Source organism: Variovorax sp. OV084 (assembly GCF_900111625.1).
GTDB lineage: Bacteria > Pseudomonadota > Gammaproteobacteria > Burkholderiales > Burkholderiaceae_C > Variovorax.
The window spans coordinates 81,789-94,998 of record NZ_FOII01000009.1 but is presented as its reverse complement, the minus strand read 5'-3'; the positions used below and the strand labels follow the sequence as shown (position 1 = coordinate 94,998).

Below are 13,210 nucleotides of genomic sequence, written 5' to 3'. Positions count from 1 at the left end.
GGAATCGGCGAATTTCGTTGAAAATGAAGTACTTAGCTCACGCAATGAATGTGATGCGTGAAGGATTCCCCCGTTACAGGGGGAAGGAGAAGCGGCTTCAGAGAATGAAGCGCGAAAGGTCTTCGTCGTGACTTAGTGCCGCAAGGCGCTGGTCGACATAAGCGGCATCGATGCGGATCGATTGCCCTTCGAGGCGGGTCGCGTCAAAGCTTACCTCATCCAGCAGGCGTTCCATCACGGTCGACAAACGGCGTGCGCCGATGTTCTCGGTGCGCTCGTTCACCTCGAAGGCGATGGCGGCCAGCCGGTTCACGCCTTCGGGCGTGAATTCAAGCGTCACGCCCTCGGTGGCGAGCAGCGCCTGGTACTGCTTCACCAGCGACGCGCGGGTCTGCGTGAGGATGCTTTCGAAGTCCGCCACCGAGAGCGACTGCAACTCCACGCGGATCGGAAAGCGCCCCTGCAGCTCGGGGATCAGGTCGCTCGGCTTGCTCAGGTGGAAGGCGCCGCTCGCGATGAACAGCATGTGATCGGTGCGCACCACGCCGTATTTGGTGGTGACGGCCGTACCCTCCACCAGCGGCAGCAGGTCGCGCTGCACGCCCTGGCGCGACACGTCGGAGCCCTGCGCTTCGCTGCGCGTGGCGACCTTGTCGATCTCGTCGATGAAGACGATGCCGTTCTGCTCGGCATTGGTGATCGCCTGCGTGCGGATCTCGTCCTCGTTCACCAGCTTGGCCGCTTCCTCGTCGATCAACAGGCGCAGTGCCTCGGCGATCTTGAGTTTGCGCGTCTTGCGCTTGCCGCCGCCGATCTGGCCGAACATGCCGCGCAACTGCTCGGTCATTTCCTCCATGCCGGCCGGGCCCATGATTTCCAGCGGGGTGCGCGTCTCGGCGAGGTCGAGTTCGATCTCCTTGTCGTCCAGCTGGTGCTCGCGCAGCTTCTTGCGGAAGGCCTGGCGGGTGGCGTTGCCCGTGTCGGCCACAGCGCCATCGGCACCGCGTGCGGGGGGCAGCAGCACGTCGAGGATGCGGTCTTCGGCGGCGTCTTCGGCACGCGCGCGCACCTTGGCGCTTTCCGATTCGCGGGTCTGCTTGACGGCGATTTCGGCGAGGTCGCGAATGATCGAATCGACGTCCTTGCCCACGTAGCCGACCTCGGTGAACTTGGTGGCCTCGACCTTGATGAAGGGCGCATCGGCCAGGCGCGCGAGGCGGCGGGCGATCTCGGTCTTGCCCACGCCCGTGGGGCCGATCATGAGAATGTTCTTCGGGGTGATCTCGTGGCGCAGCTTGTCTTCGACCTGCTGGCGGCGCCAGCGGTTGCGCAGGGCAATGGCCACGGCGCGCTTGGCGGCCGGCTGGCCGACGATGTGGTTGTCGAGCTCGGAGACGATTTCCTGGGGGGTCATGGACATGGTCAGAGCGCTTCCACCGTGTGGTTCATGTTCGTGTAAATGCAGATTTCTCCGGCGATCGCCAGCGATTTGCGCACGATCTGCTCGGCCGAGAGGTCGGTGTTGTCGATCAGCGCCTTGGCCGCCGACTGGGCGTAGGCGCCGCCCGATCCGATGGCGATCACGCCGTCTTCGGGCTCCAGCACGTCGCCATTGCCGGTGATGATGAGCGAGGTGGTGGCGTCGGCCACGGCGAGCATGGCCTCGAGCTTGCGCAGCACGCGGTCGGTGCGCCAGTCCTTGGTGAGTTCGACTGCCGCGCGGGTCAGGTGCCCCTGGTGCTTTTCGAGCTTGGCCTCGAAGCGCTCGAAGAGCGTGAAGGCGTCGGCCGTGGCGCCGGCAAAGCCGGCGAGCACCTTGCCGTGATAGAGGCGGCGCACTTTGCGCGCCGTGCCCTTGATGACGATATTGCCGAGAGTGACCTGCCCGTCCCCGCCAATGGCGACCTGGTCGCCTTGGGGGGTCTTGCGGCGCACGCTCACGATGGTGGTGCCGTGAAACTGTTCCATCGCAGCCATCTGGGGGTGCGCCGCGGCAATGCAACCGCCATAGGGCGGCGCAGGTTTTAGTTTTTCCTAACCGTCACTGTCGAATGATCGGCAATGCCTACCAGGTTGAACAGCGCAGCAATCAACCGGTGCGCATCGACGAACTGCACGCGCTCGCCATTGGCATCGCGTGCGCGCACCCAGCTCAGCAGCGTGCCCACGGCGGCCAGGTCCATACGCAGCAGCGCGGCACACGAAATGACCGGGGCCGTGGTGTGGCGCAGGTCGTTGTCCAGCCGTTGCCAGCTCGACAGCGACTCGCCCCGCAGATCGCCCGCCAGCGCGGCAAAACCGCTGTCGGTGGACGGGAAGCTCTCCGAATCGCCACCGACCGACAGCAGCGACCACACCGAGCTGGGCCGGCTCGCGGGCGGCGCGGCCAGCGTGGTGCATTCGCCCTTCGGGTCCTGCCAGGAAGGCGGCGACACCTCGTAGGTGATGCAGTAGTTGAGCGCCACCAGCTCGAAGTCGTCGGGCAGGTGCATCAGGCGCAGCGCCGCAAGGTGCAGCTGCCACCAGATGTCGTCGGTGCCACGCTCGTTGTTGGGTGCGGCCTCGGACAGCACGGCCAGCAGCTGCGCCGAGCCCATGAAGCGCAGCTGCACCGGCGAATCGGCCCAGTGAGTGAACAGCACGCGCAGCGGCGCAGCAGCCTCAGGCTCGACGGCGTGCAGCCCGCGCCAGTCCAACGTCCACACCGAGCCTGCCTTCGACAGCGCACGGGTGAGCTCCATCAGGCCTTCGCGCGCCAGGCGCGTGGGGCAGGTCCAGTCGGCATGGGCGCTGCTGCCTTCAGCAGCGGCCCCGGCCGCCTCTTCGCTGGCAGTGACGGCCTTGACGCTGCGGGCCAGCTCATCGAGCGAAACCCAGTCGGGGCCCATGCGCCGCATGCGCTGCGCATAGCGCATGCGGGCGGCTGCGAACTTGGCGGCGTCACCGGTTGCGCGGTACAGATCGAACAGGGCGCGCCAGCGGTTGTCGTCGCGTTCGGCCGCGGCGTCGTGCCCGCCCTCGGTGGGCGTCGTGCCTTCGGTGGAGGCCAGGGCCTGCAGCAGGATGGCTTCGGCGCCGGTGTCGTCGCTGTGCGCGAAGCGGATCACCGCCTCTTCCAGCGCGCCGTCGTGCGCAAGGCGCGACGACAGCAACGGCACGCTGGCGGCCACCGCCGGGGCATCGTCACCAGCCTCGGCTGCAGCCGCTGGCGGGATGATGGGCAACACGGCGGGCTCGGACAGCAGATCGTCGGTATGCACCGGCGGCAGCGTCTCGGCGCCGGCGTCAGGCGGCGGGTTGACCAGCGTTTCGCCGTTCGGGCCCCGCCCCTTCCACCACTGCTGCGACATCTGCTGCTCGATCTCGTCGATCTTCTTGAGCGTGAGCGCGCGGCCTTCCGATTTCTCGGAGGTGCTGTTGATGTTGAAGGAAGACGGCGTAACCGTCGCCTCGAAGGCATGGGCGGCGGCCTCGCGCTGGCGCAGCTTGCGCAGCATGTCGAACTCGCGCCGGCGCACGAAATCGTTGCGCTGGCGCCGCTCGATCATCTCCTTCAGCATCTCGCGGCTGTAGGTCTGCTGGGCGGGCAGCGAGGAGTCCGAGGTCGAGGCGGAGGCAGGGGCATCCAGCTCCGACCAATCCTTCAGGGGATTGCGGACAAATTTGGCCACCTTGGAAAAAAGGCGGCCCGATTCTTCCTTAGGCATTCGGCGAAGGCTATCGAAGTCGCTGGGTTCTATCTACCTTGACCCTGTTTCAATCCCCGAACATCTTTTGCTTGAGTTCGCGGCGCTGTTGCGCTTCGAGCGACAGCGTGGCAGTCGGGCGGGCCAGCAGGCGGCCGACACCGATGGGTTCGCCGGTTTCGTCGCAGTAGCCGTAATCGCCGGCGTCGATGCGCTGGATCGACTGCTCGATCTTCTTGAGCAGCTTGCGCTCGCGGTCGCGGGTGCGCAGTTCGAGGGCATGTTCTTCCTCGATGGTGGCGCGGTCGGCCGGATCGGGCACGACCACCGTGTCTTCACGCAGATGCTCGGTGGTCTCGCCGGCGTTCTCGAGAATGCCGCGCTTGAGTTCTTCGAGCTTCAGGCGGAAGAACGCCATCTGCTTTTCGTTCATGTACTCGTCGTCGGGCATGGCGATGACTTCAGCGTCGCTCAGCTCGGAAGGAGTCTTGGTCTTCCAGTTGTTGGCCAGCTTCGGGTCTTTCTTCACGGCCAGGGGCGGCGGCGGCACCAGCGCGGTGGAAGGCGCCTGCGAGAAGCTGGACTTGGCGGCAGTCGATGCGACAGATTGCGGCATCGAGGGCACGGTAAGTTGCGACAGCCGGGACACGCGGCCACCACGCGCGGCGGGTGCGGGCGTGGGGGTTTGAACGGGCATCGAGGGTGTCGCCGGGGCGGAAGTGGAGGCGGCAGCCGTTTTTTTCATGGGGATCGAGGGGGCAGAAGGAACGGCAGCAGGGCGGCCGACGGGTTTGGATGACGATGAGCCCGCGCCTGCGGTCTTGGTGGCGGCAGTTGCAGGCTTGGCGGACTTCTTGGTCGCAGCGGTCGCGGCCTTGGCCGGTGGTGCTGCGGGCTTTTTGGACGGCGCGCTTTTCTCCTTCGCTGCGGGGCCATGTGCGGTGGCGGAAACCTTTTTGGCCGCAGGTACAGCCTGCTTCGCAGCCGGCGCCTTCTTTGTGGCGGGCTTGGGTGCTGGCGTGGCCTTGGCGGCGGGTTTCTTCACGGTGACTGGCTCCTTGGTCGAACTGGAACGCGCTTTCACTGGGTGTCTCCTCCCATGGGAGCCACTTGCGGCTTTCAGACCACGCAGGCTCCCCGTTGTCGGGGTGCTCGCCAGTGGCGAACCCCGGGGTTATACCCCCGAAAGCCCACCAGGAACGTGCGGCGCCCCGTGCCGGAAGTCACATCTTGTCCACGAGAACTGGACATGGCTGCCGGAACAGGCGCGCGATTGTATAGAGAACTCGCAGGCGCGGGCGATGTCTCGGCGTGCCGGCCAACTCCGTTAGCATCGCGCGGCGCTGTCTGTGGGAGCAGCGCGGCCCCGGGCCTTTGTCCATATGGCGCAGGGGGCCTATCCGTTCATTCGCAAAAAGAAAGCAAGTCTTGAACAAGAAAGTAGTTTTGGGAGTCCTGGCCGCGGCTATCGCCGTCGCCTACGGCGGCAGCACCTGGTGGGCCGGCACGCAAATCAAGTCGCGCTACGACATCGCCTTCGACGAATTGCCGAAGCAGACCGCGCTGGTGCGCGTGACCGAGCGCAAATATGAACGCGGCTTCTTCGGTGCCGTCAGCACCGTGACGCTGGAAATCGGCTGCGCAGCCGATGCCGCCGCCCCGGCAGCAGCAGCACCCGCCGCCGCCGACAAGCCCGCCGAGGGCGAGGAAGCCGAAGCAGACGAAGAGGAAGACGCAGGCGGCATCAAGCCGCCCAAGCAGCTGCGCCTGACCATCCGCGACACCATCCATCACGGCCCGCTGGCCGGCGGCACGCTGGCAGCGGCCACCATCGACAGCGAACTGGTGCTCGACGAGAAGACGCAGGCCGCGGCGAAAAAGCTGTTCGGCGACGCCAAGCCCCTGAGCGCGCGCACCAAGGTCGGCTTCAGTGGCGCCTTCACGACCGACCTCACCGTCGCCCCCGCCAAGCTGGTCGAAGAAGGCAAGGGCCGCCTCGACTGGCAAGGCGTGCAGGCCCGCCTGGAAGTCAACGCCGCGCGCACCCAGGCGCGCTACGACATGACCATGCCCGGCCTCGACTTCAGCGAAGCGCGCAGCGGCGTGACCATGAAGATGGGCAAGCTCGCCGCCAAGGCCGACATGGACATGAGCGCCGGCTGGTTCCTGGCCACCGGCAAGACCGAAGGCCGGCTCGACACCCTCGAGTTCGCCGTCAAGAAGAAGGCTGCCGAGGACGGCGCCGCACCGGCAGAACCACCAAAGGCGCTGCCGGCAGTCGTGCTCCAGAACATCGAACTGGTCGGCGAAGCCAGCACCAAGGACGGCCTCTATGCGTCGAGCGGCACGTTCAGGGGCACCGGCAAGATCGGCGAGACGAAGATCGACAAGTTCGAACTGACCAGCGGCGCGCGCCGCATCCATGCCGCCGGCTACAAGAAGCTGGCCGACGCCTGGATGCAGTCCAGCGCCGCCAGCGGCTGCGGCAAGGGCGGCAGCAAGGCATCGCAGGCCGCCATGCAAGCGCTGGCCGAGCAGCTCGCCCCCGACCTCAAGGCCATGGCGAAGTACGGCCCCGAAGCCGGCCTCGACAAGATGCTGGTCGAAATCGACGGCAAGCGTGCCGAAATCGGCTACACGGTCAGCATGGCCGGCGTGACCGACGAAGACCTGCAGATGCCCGGCACCGCGCTGCTCATGAAGCGCGGCGTGCTCAAGGCCCACGCGCGACTGCCCATGAAGTGGATCGAGAAGCTGGCCGAAACCGGTGCAGAGAGCGGCCAGACGCCTCCGCCCGAAATGGTGGCCGGCCTGGTCGAGCAAGGCGAGCAGAGCGGGTTCGTGAAGCGTGACGGCGACGACGTTACCGCCCAGGTCGAGTACAGCGAAGGCAGCCTGAAGGTCAACGGCAAGCCGCTGGGCGGGATGGGCGCAACCGGCAAGTAAGCCGGCCCCGGCCCGAATGAAAAACGGCGCTGGCCTTTTGGGGCCAGCGCCGTTTTTATTTCAGCAAGCCTTCAGCTCAGACCAGGCACTGCTCCAGCCCCTGCTCCAGGATTTCGCGCGGCAGCTCGATGCCGATGAACACCATGCGGCTCTGGCGCGCCTCGTCCTTGCCCCACTCGGGGCCCAGGTCGCTGCCCATCAGCTGGTGCACGCCCTGGAAGATCACCTTGCGCTCGGTGCCCTTCATGTTCAGCACGCCCTTGTAGCGCAGCATGCGCGGGCCGTAGATGTTGACGATCGCGCCCAGGAAGTCTTCCAGCTTGGCCGGGTCGAAGGCGCGGTCGGCCTTGTAGACGAAGCTCTTGACGTCATCGTCCGTGTGGTGATGGTGGCCGTGGCCCTCGTGCTTGTGCGAGGGGTGGTCGCACGCCTCGCCATGCGCGTGGTCATGGTCGTGATGGTCATGGTCGTCTTCCTTCAGGAAGTCGGGGTCGATGTCGAGCTTGGCGTTCAGGTTGAAGCCGCGCAGATCGAAGATGTCCTTCAGCGGCACGTCGCCGAAATGCGCCTTCTGCTGCGGCGCGCGTGGGTTCATGTGCTTCAGGCGATGAATGAGCGCATCGGTCTCTTCGGCCGACACCAGCTCGCTCTTGCTGATGAAGATCTGGTCGGCAAAGCCCACCTGGCGGCGCGCTTCCTGGCGGTCGTTGAGCTGCTGCGGCGCGTGCTTGGCGTCGACCAGCGTGAGGATCGAGTCGAGCAGGTAGCTCTCGGCGATCTCGTCGTCCATGAAGAAGGTCTGGGCCACGGGGCCGGGGTCGGCCAGGCCCGTGGTCTCGATCACCACGCGGTCGAAATCGAGCAGGCCCTGGCGCTTCTTGGCGGCCAGCATTTGCAGCGCTTCGCGCAGGTCTTCGCGGATGGTGCAGCAGACGCAGCCGTTGCTCATCTGCACGATCTGCTCCTTCGATTCGGTCACGAGGATGTCGCTGTCGATGTTCTCTTCGCCGAACTCGTTCTCGATGACAGCGATCTTCTGGCCGTGGGCCTCGGTCAGGATGCGTTTGAGCAGCGTGGTCTTGCCCGAGCCGAGAAAGCCGGTGAGGATGGTCGCGGGAATGAGGGCCATGGGGATAGTGCTCCGGAAGCGGAAAACAGGAGATGGGGGCGGGAAATGGGACGAAAAGGCGTGGCCCGGCAGTTTAGCCAATGCCACTGAGTTGCGTTGGCGGCAGGGTCAAGACGGCGTCAGGCGGGCTTCCTGACCACTACCAGGCCCTTCAGGTATTCGCCCTCGGGAAACTCGATGGTCATCGGATGGTCGGGCGCGGCGCCCAGGCGCTCGGCGATGTAGCCGTCCACGCCCGCATCGAGCCCCGCCGAGGCCACGATCTTGTGGAACAGGTCGGCGCTGATGCCGCCCGAGCACGAGAAGGTCAGCAGCACGCCGCCCGGCTCCAGCAGCTTCAGCGCCAGCCGGTTGATGTCCTTGTAGGCCCGCGCAGCGCGCTCGGCATGCGCCACCGTGGGCGCGAACTTGGGCGGATCGAGCACGATGGCGTCGAAGGTACGGCCCTGGTCGATGAACTCGCGCAGCACGGTGTTGACGTTGGCGTCGAGAAACTCGGTCTTTATGCCCTGCCCCTCGAAACCATTGAGCGCGAGGTGGCCACGCGCCCGCTCCAGCGCGGGCAGCGACGAATCGACCGACACCAGCTCCACGCCTTCGAGCGCGCCCGCGGCCTTCAGCCCCGCCAGCGCCGCAACGGTGAAGCCGCCCGTGTAGCAGAAGCAGTTCAGCACGCGCCGGAAGCGCCGGTGCTGCGCCAGCTCGGCAAAGCGCTGGCGGCTGTCGCGCTGGTCGAGATAGAAGCCGGTCTTGTGGCCGGTCGCGATGTCGAGCGAGAGCTTCCAGCCGTGCTCGCGAATGATGATTTCGGTGGGGCCATCGCCGCGCAGCCAGCCCGTGACGGGCTTCAGGCCTTCGCGCTCGCGGCCGCTGGCGTCGGAGCGTTCGTAGAGCTTGCTCAGGCCCGTGGCCTTGAGCAGCGCGTCGGCCAGAACATCTTTCCAGCGCTCGACGCCGGCCGAGAGGAACTGCGCCACCAGCGTGTCGCCATAGCGGTCGACGATCAGCCCCGGCAGGCCGTCGGCCTCGCCGTGCACCAGCCGCACGCCGTCGCTCTGCAGGTCGAACAGGCCGCGGGCGGCCACGGCGCGCGCGCACACCGAGGCGAAGAAGGCAGCGTCAATGCGCTGCGTTTCGACGAAGCTCCAGGCCCGCGCGCGGATCTTTGAAACGGGGCTGAAGGCCGCCCATGCGAGGAAGGCGCCGTCATGCGACTCGACGCGCACCGTCTCGCCGGAATCGGCGCCACCGCGCGCGATGGCCGATTCGAAGACCCACGGATGGCGGCGCTGCATCGAGCGCTCTTTGCCGGGTTTGAGGCGAAGTGTTTTCATTGTTCTTTGCTTACTTGTCGTTCTCTGGCTTGGCCTTGGCACGCGAGGACTCGGGGCGCGCCTTCGCGCGCGGATGTGCCGCGTCATAGACCTTGGCCAGGTGCTGGAAATCCAGCCGCGTATAGACCTGCGTGGTCGCAATGTTGGCGTGCCCCAGCAGCTCCTGCACCGCGCGCAGGTCGCTGCTCGATTGCAGCACGTGGCTCGCGAAGGAATGGCGCAGCATATGCGGATGCACCGGCGCAGCGAGGCCGGCCTTGAGGCTGCGCTCGCGCAGCAGCTTCCACACCGCCTGCGACGACATCCGCATGCCCTTGGCGCTGATGAAAAGCGCGGCCGCCGCTTGCGGGTCGCGCAGCCGGGCGGTAGTCAGCCCGGCGCAATCGCCGCGCACCGCGAGCCAGTCGCGCACCGCCTCGGCCGCCTTGCTGCCCATCGGCACGATGCGGCGCTTGCCGCCCTTGCCGAGCACGCTGGCTTCCATCGCATCCAGATCGACCCAGCCCCGCGCCGTGTTGCTCGCCTGCGCATCGAGCCCCGTGAGCTCGCTCACACGCAGGCCGCAGCCATAGAGCACTTCGACGATGGCGCCATCACGCGCTTCGGTCCATGGGTCGGCCTCGGGGTCGTACAGCTCGGCGAGGCGCACCGCGTCGTCCACGCCCAGTGCCTTGGGCAGCGGCCGGCCGGCCTTGGGTGCGTGCACGTCCTGCACGGGATTGAAGCCGATCAGCCCTTCATTGCCCAGCCAGCGATAGAAGCTGCGCCAGCACGACAGCACCAGCGCAATGCCGCGCGGCTCGCGCCCGGCGCTGTGCAGTTGCGCCATCCAGCGGCGGATGTGGGCGGTCTGCACGCGGTCCAGCGGCAGCTTTGCCTCGGCGGCACGCTCGCGCAGGGCCTGCAGGTGAAAGGCATAGAGCTCGACCGTGCGCGCCGCGAGCCGACGCTCGACGCGCACATGCTCCAGGTATTTTTCGATCCAGTCCGGGGGAGTGGACGCGACCGGCTCAGAAGAGATAGCCATGGCCGGCATTGTTGATGATGGCTGCCGGCTCGCGCAATGCGCCTTTCGAGAACGGGCCCAAGGCCCGCCAGCACGACGTGGGCGCCGCCGCGTACTGCACGTCGAAGCTCTGGTCGAAGCCGCTCTTCTTCACCAGCCGCTCGATGCGCCACAGATGGAAGGGCTCCGACACGATGACCACGCTGCGCACGCCGGCTGCCAGCAGCAGCGGACGCGACAGCGACAGATTCAGCCGCGTGGAGGTCGATGCCGGCTCCAGCACCATCGGCCCCGCAAAGCCCGAGGCCACCGCGTGTTCCCCCATCGTGATGGCCTCGATGCGGCTGTCCTCGGAATCCACGCCACCCGAAAAAGCCAACTGCCTGACCAGGCCGGCTTTCGCCATTGCCAGGGCCACGTCGACCCGCCCCGTGAGGCACGGATGCGGCTTGCCGTCGAGGTACGCGCGGCTACCGAGCACCAGCGCCGCATCGGCCGGGCGCTGCGGTGGGTGCGCCAGCAGCTCTTCGGCATGCCACCAGAGGAAGGCTCCGATGGCCGCATACACCAGCGCCACGGCCAGCACCCCGCCGGCCAGCACGACCTGCCACGGCCGCCGCAACCAGCGCGGGCGCTTCAAGGACGAAGCCGCGAAAGTCCGCCCGAGGCCAGCTCGGCGATGCGCTCGAGAAAGTCGGTGCCCATCTCGGCGTTGAAGCGCTGCGCATCGGGCGACGCCAGCACCAGCATGCCGAAGGCCGGCGACTCGGCATCGGGGCGCAGCGGAATCAGCGCGATCGACATCGCGGCCTGCGGCTCGGGCAGCCAGTTGGCCGCCTCGAAGCCCGAATTGAGCCCGCAGTACGGCGAGGTCAGCGAGGTGGCCAGCGCCTTCACGTCGTCGCTCACCCACTGGGCATAGGCTTCGTTGAGGTATTCGCTGCCGCAGTCCCACACCTTGATGGCCGTCTGCGGCACCAGGAACAGCGACTGCAGGTCGACCGCGATACGGTACGGCAGGCTGCGCGGGTCGCGCGTGGTCAAGAGGCCCTTGGTCCAGCGCTGCAGGCGGTCGGCAATGACGACGTTCTCGGTGCCGTGGCGCACCATGTCCATCAGGCGGTGCTCCAGCGCCTTGATCTTTTCGCGCAGCATCTCGGCCTGGCGCTCCTGCAGGCTCACGGCACGGTTGCCGTGCGGGCTGGTGAGCTGCACCTGCGCCAGCAGCTGGGCATGGCGCTCGAAGAAGTCGGGCGTGTTCGCCAGGTAGTTGGCGATGTCGTCTTCGGTGATCGGGTTCATGGCGTTGGCGTCGTTGTTGTTCGTGAAGTTGGTCGTCATGGCAGCTCCGGCACCTCGATGTCGCCTTCGAAGACTGTGGTGGCCGGCCCGGTCATCAGCACCGGCTGCCCTTCTCCCTGCCACTCGATCGTGAGAATGCCGCCGTGTGTCTGCACGTCGACCCGGCGCTCCAGCAGGCCAAGGCGAATGCCCGCCACCACCGCCGCGCAGGCACCCGTGCCGCAGGCCAGCGTTTCGCCGGCGCCGCGCTCGAACACCCGCAGCCTGATGTGCGAGCGGTCGACCACCTGCATGAAGCCCGCATTCACCCGCTGCGGAAAGCGCGGATGGTGCTCGATCTGCGGGCCCTGCTCGGCCACGGGGGCGGTGTCGACGTTGTCGACCACCTGCACGGCGTGGGGGTTGCCCATCGACAGAACCGCTACCGAAACGATAGCGGTGCCCGCGCGCGTGCCAAGGGCAAGGTGCCACTTGTGCCAGGCGCCTTCGGGCTGCGGGTCGAGCCCGGCGATGTCGAAAGGCACGCGCTCGGTTTCGAAGACGGGGGCGCCCATGTCGACCGTCACGCGGCCGTCGGCGCCCATGCGCGGCTCGATCACGCCGGACAGCGTCTGCACGCGCACTTGCGTCTTGTCGGTCAGGTGGTGTTCGTTGACGAAGCGCATGAAGCAGCGCGCGCCGTTGCCGCACTGCTCCACCTCGCCGCCGTCGGAGTTGTGGATCACGTATTGAAAGTCGACGCCTGCCGCGGGCGAAGGCCGCACGGTCAGGATCTGGTCGGCGCCGACGCCGAAGTGGCGGTCGGCCAGAAAGCGGTATTGCGCGGCACTGAGGCCCAGCGTGCCGCGTGTTTCGTCCAGCACGACGAAATCGTTGCCGGCTCCCTGCATCTTGGTAAAGCGGATTCGCATCCCGGGATTATCGCCACCGGCACTACCCTTGGCGACCACGGGCCCAAGCCCGTGGCCACGAAGACGGAACGATCAGGCCTGGATGAACGCCAGCAGATCGGCGTTCACCTGGTCCTTGTGGGTGGTGCAGGTGGCGTGCGGCGCACCTGCATAGACCTTGAGCTGGCTGCCCTTGATCATCCCGGCCGCAAGCTTGCCGGTGGCCTCGAAGGGCACGACCTGGTCGTCGTCGCCGTGGATCACGAGCGTGGGCACGTCGATCTTCGCCATGTCGGGGCGGAAGTCGGTTTCCGAGAACGCGGTCACGCAGTCGATGGTGGCCTTGATCGAGGCCTGCAGCGCGATCTGCAGCGTCTGCTTGAAGACGCCCTGCGACACCTTGGCGCCGGGGCGATTGGTGCCGTAGAAGAGCGTGCTGAAGTCGTCGAGGAACTGCGGGCGGTCGGCGGCCAGGCCGGCGCGGATGCCCGCGAACAGCGAGGCGTCGGGGCCCACGGGGTGGTCGGCCGTCTTCATGAACAGCGGCGTCACGGCGCTGATGAGCGCGAGCTTGGCCACGCGAGCGCTGCCCTTGCGCGCGATGTAGCGCGTCACGTCGCCGCCGCCCATCGAGAAGCCCGCGAGGATCACGTCCTTCAGGTCGAGCTTTTCGATCAGCTCGGCGATGTCGTCGGCGAAGGTGTCGTAGTCGTAGCCGGTCCAGGGCTGGCTCGAGCGGCCGAAACCGCGGCGGTCGAACGCGATGGTGCGGTAGCCACGCTCCGCGAAGAACAGCATCTGGGCGTCCCACATGTCGGCGCTGAGCGGCCAGCCGTGGCTGAAGAGAATGGGCTGGCCCGAGCCCCAGTCCTTGTAATAGAGCTCGGTGCCGTCGCGCAGTGTGAGTGTGGTCATGG

At 66.9% G+C, this 13,210-nt stretch carries 12 protein-coding genes; 1 reads left to right on the top strand and 11 read right to left on the bottom strand.

Features of this window, described 5'->3' with window-relative positions:
• Positions 1–97: 97 nt before the first annotated feature.
• Genes hslU through dksA form a run of 4 tightly spaced genes read right to left on the bottom strand, consistent with a single transcriptional unit; the run spans position 98 to position 4,731 of the window.
• Entirely contained in the window at positions 98–1,420 is a 1,323-nt protein-coding gene (gene hslU / locus BMW87_RS21805) for an ATP-dependent protease ATPase subunit HslU (protein WP_093056283.1), read from the bottom strand.
• Between the two features lie 2 nt (positions 1,421–1,422).
• Positions 1,423–1,968 carry an ATP-dependent protease subunit HslV gene (gene hslV / locus BMW87_RS21800; RefSeq protein WP_042578379.1) on the bottom strand — a complete coding sequence of 182 codons (546 nt, stop codon included), beginning with the start codon at positions 1,966–1,968 and terminating at the stop codon, positions 1,423–1,425.
• A 56-nt stretch (positions 1,969–2,024) separates the two neighbouring features.
• Positions 2,025–3,707, bottom strand: coding sequence for an STAS domain-containing protein (locus BMW87_RS21795; RefSeq protein ID WP_093078602.1), 1,683 nt, complete (start codon positions 3,705–3,707; stop codon positions 2,025–2,027).
• Between the two features lie 49 nt (positions 3,708–3,756).
• Positions 3,757–4,731, bottom strand: coding sequence for an RNA polymerase-binding protein DksA (gene dksA, locus BMW87_RS35530; RefSeq protein WP_256216869.1), 975 nt, complete (start codon positions 4,729–4,731; stop codon positions 3,757–3,759).
• A gap of 383 nt (positions 4,732–5,114) precedes the next feature.
• On the opposite strand from dksA, the gene BMW87_RS21780 reads away from it, so the two are divergent.
• Positions 5,115–6,632 carry a YdgA family protein gene (locus BMW87_RS21780; protein ID WP_256216860.1) on the top strand — a complete coding sequence of 506 codons (1,518 nt, stop codon included), beginning with the start codon at positions 5,115–5,117 and terminating at the stop codon, positions 6,630–6,632.
• A gap of 76 nt (positions 6,633–6,708) precedes the next feature.
• Here the strand turns inward: BMW87_RS21780 and BMW87_RS21775 are convergent, their stop codons facing one another.
• The 7 genes from BMW87_RS21775 to BMW87_RS21745 all read right to left on the bottom strand — a co-directional run bounded on the left by BMW87_RS21775 (position 6,709) and on the right by BMW87_RS21745 (position 13,208).
• On the bottom strand, positions 6,709–7,761 hold the full coding sequence (locus BMW87_RS21775) for a CobW family GTP-binding protein (RefSeq protein ID WP_093056291.1): 1,053 nt from the start codon (positions 7,759–7,761) through the stop codon (positions 6,709–6,711).
• Between the two features lie 119 nt (positions 7,762–7,880).
• Positions 7,881–9,095: a class I SAM-dependent rRNA methyltransferase gene (locus BMW87_RS21770; RefSeq protein ID WP_093078598.1), complete on the bottom strand. Its 1,215-nt coding sequence runs from the start codon at positions 9,093–9,095 to the stop codon at positions 7,881–7,883.
• A 10-nt stretch (positions 9,096–9,105) separates the two neighbouring features.
• Positions 9,106–10,122, bottom strand: coding sequence for a tyrosine recombinase XerC (locus BMW87_RS21765; RefSeq protein WP_093078699.1), 1,017 nt, complete (start codon positions 10,120–10,122; stop codon positions 9,106–9,108).
• Positions 10,106–10,741, bottom strand: coding sequence for a YdcF family protein (locus BMW87_RS21760; RefSeq protein ID WP_093078596.1), 636 nt, complete (start codon positions 10,739–10,741; stop codon positions 10,106–10,108). Before BMW87_RS21760 ends, BMW87_RS21765 begins: the two co-directional genes overlap by 17 nt.
• On the bottom strand, positions 10,738–11,442 hold the full coding sequence (locus BMW87_RS21755) for a DUF484 family protein (RefSeq protein WP_093056297.1): 705 nt from the start codon (positions 11,440–11,442) through the stop codon (positions 10,738–10,740). Before BMW87_RS21755 ends, BMW87_RS21760 begins: the two co-directional genes overlap by 4 nt.
• A complete protein-coding gene (gene dapF, locus BMW87_RS21750; protein ID WP_093078595.1) occupies positions 11,439–12,314 on the bottom strand; it encodes a diaminopimelate epimerase in 876 nt (291 codons plus the stop codon). Before dapF ends, BMW87_RS21755 begins: the two co-directional genes overlap by 4 nt.
• A gap of 72 nt (positions 12,315–12,386) precedes the next feature.
• Positions 12,387–13,208 carry an alpha/beta fold hydrolase gene (locus BMW87_RS21745; RefSeq protein ID WP_093056301.1) on the bottom strand — a complete coding sequence of 274 codons (822 nt, stop codon included), beginning with the start codon at positions 13,206–13,208 and terminating at the stop codon, positions 12,387–12,389.
• Between the last annotated feature and the right edge of the window lie 2 nt (positions 13,209–13,210).

Bases quoted from the DNA above. Each gene is read 5' to 3' on its own strand.
- hslV (WP_042578379.1), bottom strand. From the start codon at position 1,968: ATGGAACAGTTTCACGGCACCACCATCGTGAGCGTGCGCCGCAAGACC.
- BMW87_RS21795 (WP_093078602.1), bottom strand. From the start codon at position 3,707: ATGCCTAAGGAAGAATCGGGCCGCCTTTTTTCCAAGGTGGCCAAATTT.
- BMW87_RS21765 (WP_093078699.1), bottom strand. From the start codon at position 10,122: ATGGCTATCTCTTCTGAGCCGGTCGCGTCCACTCCCCCGGACTGGATC.
- BMW87_RS21775 (WP_093056291.1), bottom strand. From the start codon at position 7,761: ATGGCCCTCATTCCCGCGACCATCCTCACCGGCTTTCTCGGCTCGGGC.
- BMW87_RS21770 (WP_093078598.1), bottom strand. From the start codon at position 9,095: ATGAAAACACTTCGCCTCAAACCCGGCAAAGAGCGCTCGATGCAGCGC.
- BMW87_RS21755 (WP_093056297.1), bottom strand. From the start codon at position 11,442: ATGACGACCAACTTCACGAACAACAACGACGCCAACGCCATGAACCCG.
- hslU (WP_093056283.1), bottom strand. From the start codon at position 1,420: ATGTCCATGACCCCCCAGGAAATCGTCTCCGAGCTCGACAACCACATC.
- dapF (WP_093078595.1), bottom strand. From the start codon at position 12,314: ATGCGAATCCGCTTTACCAAGATGCAGGGAGCCGGCAACGATTTCGTC.
- BMW87_RS21745 (WP_093056301.1), bottom strand. From the start codon at position 13,208: ATGACCACACTCACACTGCGCGACGGCACCGAGCTCTATTACAAGGAC.